Raw genomic sequence first — 4221 nt, 5'->3', positions numbered from 1 at the left:
CCGTCGTCGCCGGATATCCGAGGCCCGTTCACCTGGAAGTGGTGACCTGCGGACACGCGCCCCCGCTGCTGGTCCGTGCCTCGGGCACCCTCGTGACCGTCGAGCCCACCCACCCGGCCCCGCCGCTCGGCCTGCGCGCCCTCACCGGGCACGCTCCCGACCTCCAGGTACTGCCCTTCACCGACGGCGACCAGCTACTGCTGTACACCGACGGGGTCACCGAGGCCCGCGACCGGGGCCGCTCCTTCTATCCCCTCCACGAAGGACTGGCCCGCCACGCCTCCGACGAACCGGCCCGCACCCTCGACGCCCTCCACGAGGAACTGCTGGCCCATGTGGGCGGCCGGCTCCACGACGACGCGGCCCTGCTCCTCATCCGCAAACCGACGGTCCGGGAGGTCGTGGTCCCCGACCCGTCGGGGCGTGGTGCGGCGGGTTCCGCCGCGACGGGTGCCGAAGCGGCCGTCACCCGCCCGGCGGCGTGATGGGCGTGAGCCGAGCATCATCGCAGCTTTGGGCACTGCCGTCAACCTCCTACCGGTTGGTGGCCGCGCCCCCGGACGTTCGCCGCGTCGCGGGGGGTCTGACCGTTCGGCACGTGGGTCGCGCCGTCTGAAGAGCTTCAGGCAGGCAGGACATCTCCGGGAACCTCGAACGGGGAACCCCGCAAGCCCATTTGGGGAACCCCGTTCCAACTCGTTTGGGGTTCCCCTATGGGGTCCTGGGGTTACGCTGGACGTAGATCACTTCAGTTCCCGTTAGTACTACAGCAGCAGATCTTGTGACGGTTGATCGGTGCTGTCGTTGAGTGGTCATGCTGGTGGATGTGACGGAGGAGCATCTCGGCCTGTGGGCTGATGAGTTGGTGTCGCTGACGGAGGGTTGGGGGACCTGTTCGCGCGGCCGGAGCCGCGGGAGGTGTTCGCGGACCTGGTCGAGGGCCTGGTCGAGGGCCTGCTGGCGGGCTTGGGCCGGGTGAACGGGTGGACTCTGTCGGTGCGGGCGGGGCATGCGACGCCGGACCGGGTGCAGAAGTTCTTGAACGCCGCGTCGTGGTCGGCGGACGTGCTGCGGGACTACGTGATCGCCGGGATCGGTGACCCGGAGGTGACGCTGGTGCTGGACGACACCCAGGTCCAGAAGAAGGGCACGCACTCGGTGAGGGTCGCTCACCAGCATTGCGGTCTGACGGGGGACGTGCGGTTCTGTACGGCTACTGATTCGTAGGTGTTGGCTCCGGTCGGGTTGTTCCTGCTCGGGTCGGTGGAAGCGTTGGCGGCATATGCGACAGGTGTCGTGCACGTATGCGGCTTCCCACCAGAAGCTGCCTGCGTGACATGGACGACGCCTCCGATGAGCCATCTATGCTGACCCACGGCGGAACAGGGGGAGGGGACAGTCATGGACTGGTTCTGGTGGGTTCTCATTATTTTCTGGACGGGTGGCTTCGCGTGGGCGGCCGACAACGTCCGCACCGCGCTGCGCAATCGGCATGAGCGCAAGCTGCAGTTGCTGGAGGTGGCGAAGCAGGAACGATTGGCCATCGAAGCGGCGCACAAGCCGCCGGAGGCTGTGTGCGGATGCACGCACCATCTCGCCAAGCACGACAAGCAGGGCCGGTGCCATGAAAGTGTCGAGGTGCCGATGGCCTGGAACGAGAACAAGAAGCCGCTGCGTTACGAGGCCGGCCAATGCAACTGTCAGCAGTACGTGGGACCGCAGCCGCTGTCTCAGGTATTCGCCGAGGACCTGACGGACCGGGCATGAGGGCGGCACGGCCTCTAATACTCCAGTTGCACTTCTGCGTTTTCGCAGGTCAGGGCCATCCCCGGAAGCCCGTCAAACTGATGCAGCGTCAGCTATTGGAGACCTCGCGTCTCGCTCACCTGGCATGATGCCGGCGTGCCGTCCCTGGCCGCGCATGCTGTTGGCAACGGCCCGCGCGAAGTGCTGCTGGAGTACTGGCGGACGTCGCGACTCAAGGAGCCTTTTCCAACTTCAAGGCCGGGTTGGAGATCGGCTCGTGTAGCCTCCGGCGCATGTCTTCCGCGCTGGACCACGCGATGATCGACAAGATGGCGGCCGAGATCGACGATGAGCTGATCGGGATGCGCCGCGACATCCACCGGCATCCCGATCTTGCCGGTGAGGAGCGGCGCACATCAGCACTGGTCGCCGAGCGGCTTCGCGCCGCGGGTCTGGCCGTCGTAACCGGCGTGGGCGGCCATGGTGTGGTGGCGCTGCTCGACGGTGCGGGTGAGGGCCCGACCGTCGCCTACCGGGCCGACATGGACGCGGTCGACGACGACGAACTGTTCGACTGTGCCTTCGCCTCGCAGGTCCCGGGGGCGGCCCACCTGTGCGGCCACGACCTGCACACGGCGATCGGGGTGGGTATCGCCTTGGTCCTCGCACGGCTGCGGAAGCAGCTGAACGGCCGGGTCGTCTTCGTCTTCCAGCCGGCCGAGGAGACGTGCGAGGGCGCCCGGGCGATGATCGAGGACGGGGTCCTGGAGCGGACCGCGCCGCGGGAGATCTACGCGCTGCACTGCGGCTCCAATCCAGTCGGCACGTTCGCGGTCGGGCCGGGTCAGCCGGGGCAAGACCGCTTCCGGATCGAGCTGGCGGGGCCGGGCGCCGACGACGACGCCAAGCGGCTCGTCGCCATGATCGACGGATTGTCGACTGTCGGGCGCCCGCAGACGCCCGGACAGTTCCAGCAGCTCATGGACGACATGCAGACCCCGGACGGCCCGCTGGCGCGCTTTGTCTACGCCCTGTCCCATTCGAGCTCGGGCGATGATGGCGCGCGCGTGCACGCCTATCTGCGGGCCTGGCCCGAGAGCCGGTACGCCGAGATCCGTGAGGAGGTGCGGCGCTGGATGGATGCGCTGCCCCGTGGGCGGGTGGAGTTCACCGAGCCTCCGTTGCCCGCCATGGTGTGCTCGCCGGAGCTCAACGCGGCGGCAGCCTCGTACCTGCGAGGCGCCCTGGGTGCGGACGCGGTCATGGTGTTGCACGCGGCGTATCCGTTCAACGGCGAGGACTTCGCGTACTTCCTGCACCAGGTGTCCGGAGCGATGTTCTACCTCGGCGTCGCCAACCCGGAAGCGGGCATCAACGGGGTCCCCCACTCCCCGGACTTCGCTGCCGACGAGCACGCGATCGGGATCGGGGTCCGCGCGATGGCGGGGTTCCTGTCACACCGTCTCGATGCCCTCGCCTGAGCTGCATCCCGGTCGGCCGGGCAGCGCACCTCGCCAACGTGAGATGCAAAAATGCGCACTGCCCGCGGTGGCACGGTGGCTCCGGTCGGCCCCAGGTGAGCAGGGCCTGTCGGCCCGCGCTCAGGCGCCGCCATCGAGTTCCGAGAGCATGACGGTGTTTCCTCAGGCGGGCAGCGAGGAAGCGCAGGGCAGAGCCGGACACGTCGACGCCGGACGGGTAGACAAGCATTCGAAGCCTCTGGTGGAGACGATTCTCTTGGTCGAAAACCCATCTACCAGGGGCTTCATCCGTTTGTCAGGCCAACTGCCCAGCCCGCACAGGAGGTTGGAAAAGGCTCAAGGAAGTGGTCGGCAATGGTTGCCATCCTAAGGTGCCGAAACAATGCGGCCGGTCACTGTTATTCATTCTCGCCGCGATTGCTGGAATGCTGAGGACGGAAATCCAGAAACGGAGGGGTGGCTGAGAGTGGCCGATGGGCCTTCACTCGGCTGACCTGTCCGCTGCACCCTCGCAAGTAGTCACAAGGTGGGGGCGGTTTGGCGTTTACCTGCGACTGGTCATGTGTATGCGGCTTAGGACGGCATCAGTTCGCAGGGCAGGCGAGCCATCCGCCGAGCTGGGGACGGTCGAAGGGACCGAACTTCGATGTCGACACGTCCAGGTCGACCGCTTCGCGGAGCGTCTCGCCCTCGGCGAAGTCGATATCGAGTGCAGCAGCGGCTATGTCGTCGGCTTCGCGCTGCTGCTCCGGGCTGGTGGTCTCGTCCGTCATCACGGACAGCCGGACACACCGCACACCCCGCGGGGTCTCGGTGTAGACCGTGCAGGCCAGGGGGTTCCGGGGTGTAGTCGTCATGTCGGCTGTGGGGGCCGACAGATTCCCGGTGGGGCGGACGAGCGGGGCGGCGAGTACGCTCACCTGCGATCACTCCAGAGTGGTACGTCTGGAGTATCCGGAGGACGGGCTGAAATACCCAGCCCGTCCGGCGATTG

The 4221-nt window shown here is 67.2% G+C and carries 3 protein-coding genes and 3 pseudogenes; 4 read left to right on the top strand and 2 right to left on the bottom strand.

All coding sequences use genetic code 11. The annotated features are described in order from the left end of the window. The 4 genes and pseudogenes from AOK08_RS33140 to AOK08_RS33125 form a co-directional block, all read left to right on the top strand. The coding region (locus AOK08_RS33140; RefSeq protein ID WP_157876886.1) for a PP2C family protein-serine/threonine phosphatase at nt 1-485 on the top strand (485 nt) is incomplete at its 5' end. Between the two features lie 329 nt (nt 486-814). Continuing rightward, nucleotides 815-1209, top strand: a pseudogene (locus AOK08_RS33135) (transposase); the annotation flags it as partial. 192 nt (nt 1210-1401) lie between these two features. After that, nucleotides 1402-1767 (top strand): hypothetical protein, encoded by a 366-nt coding sequence (locus tag AOK08_RS33130; protein WP_055532915.1) that lies wholly within the window; start codon nt 1402-1404, stop codon nt 1765-1767. A gap of 272 nt (nt 1768-2039) precedes the next feature. Continuing rightward, nucleotides 2040-3227 (top strand): M20 metallopeptidase family protein, encoded by a 1188-nt coding sequence (locus tag AOK08_RS33125; RefSeq protein WP_079054417.1) that lies wholly within the window; start codon nt 2040-2042, stop codon nt 3225-3227. 97 nt (nt 3228-3324) lie between these two features. Here AOK08_RS33125 and AOK08_RS43945 read toward each other — a convergent pair. Both AOK08_RS43945 and AOK08_RS33120 read right to left on the bottom strand, forming a co-directional pair. Next, nucleotides 3325-3456, bottom strand: a pseudogene (locus AOK08_RS43945) (IS5/IS1182 family transposase); the annotation flags it as partial. Nucleotides 3457-3820: 364 nt separating this feature from the next. Beyond that, nucleotides 3821-4084 (bottom strand): annotated as a pseudogene (locus tag AOK08_RS33120) (recombinase family protein); the annotation flags it as partial. Between the last annotated feature and the right edge of the window lie 137 nt (nt 4085-4221).

Origin of the sequence: Streptomyces graminilatus (genome assembly GCF_001418565.1) — a bacterium.
GTDB lineage: Bacteria > Actinomycetota > Actinomycetes > Streptomycetales > Streptomycetaceae > Streptomyces > Streptomyces graminilatus.
Note: the sequence above shows the minus strand (reverse complement) of the source record. Positions and strands in the feature narration are given on the sequence as shown.

Coding starts and splice junctions, on each gene's coding strand:
- AOK08_RS33130 (WP_055532915.1), top strand. CDS start 1,402: ATGGACTGGTTCTGGTGGGTTCTCATTATTTTCTGGACGGGTGGCTTC.
- AOK08_RS33125 (WP_079054417.1), top strand. CDS start 2,040: ATGTCTTCCGCGCTGGACCACGCGATGATCGACAAGATGGCGGCCGAG.